Annotated in this window: 1 protein-coding gene; it reads right to left on the minus strand. The window is 59.1% G+C overall.

Annotation, left to right across the window (positions count from 1 at the left end; translation table 11 throughout):
• On the minus strand, positions 1-276 hold a 276-nt coding region (locus FVA95_RS29745), incomplete at both ends, for a hypothetical protein (protein ID WP_149666976.1).

The raw sequence follows: 276 nt of genomic DNA on the forward strand, positions 1-276 counted from the left end.
ACAGGAAGGTGTCCGATATGGCCTTGGAGATCTCCGACTTTCCACCACCGGATACCGTGCAGCACTTATGCAGGGTCGTCGAATCGCCGTAGGTGCCCTCGAGGTACCACTGGTCGTCGGCATCGTTGTGGACCATGTGAATCCGGTAACCGGCGGGGGAGATGTACTCGGTGTCAGCGCGCATTCGGATCGAGTGGTCACCGTTATCCCAGCTGACAGTGCCGTCACGCAGACTGAACTTGGCCCCACCTGGCACCATGACGACGTCGTCGATAT

Origin of the sequence: Pseudonocardia sp. EV170527-09 (assembly GCF_008369905.1) — a bacterium.
GTDB lineage: Bacteria > Actinomycetota > Actinomycetes > Mycobacteriales > Pseudonocardiaceae > Pseudonocardia.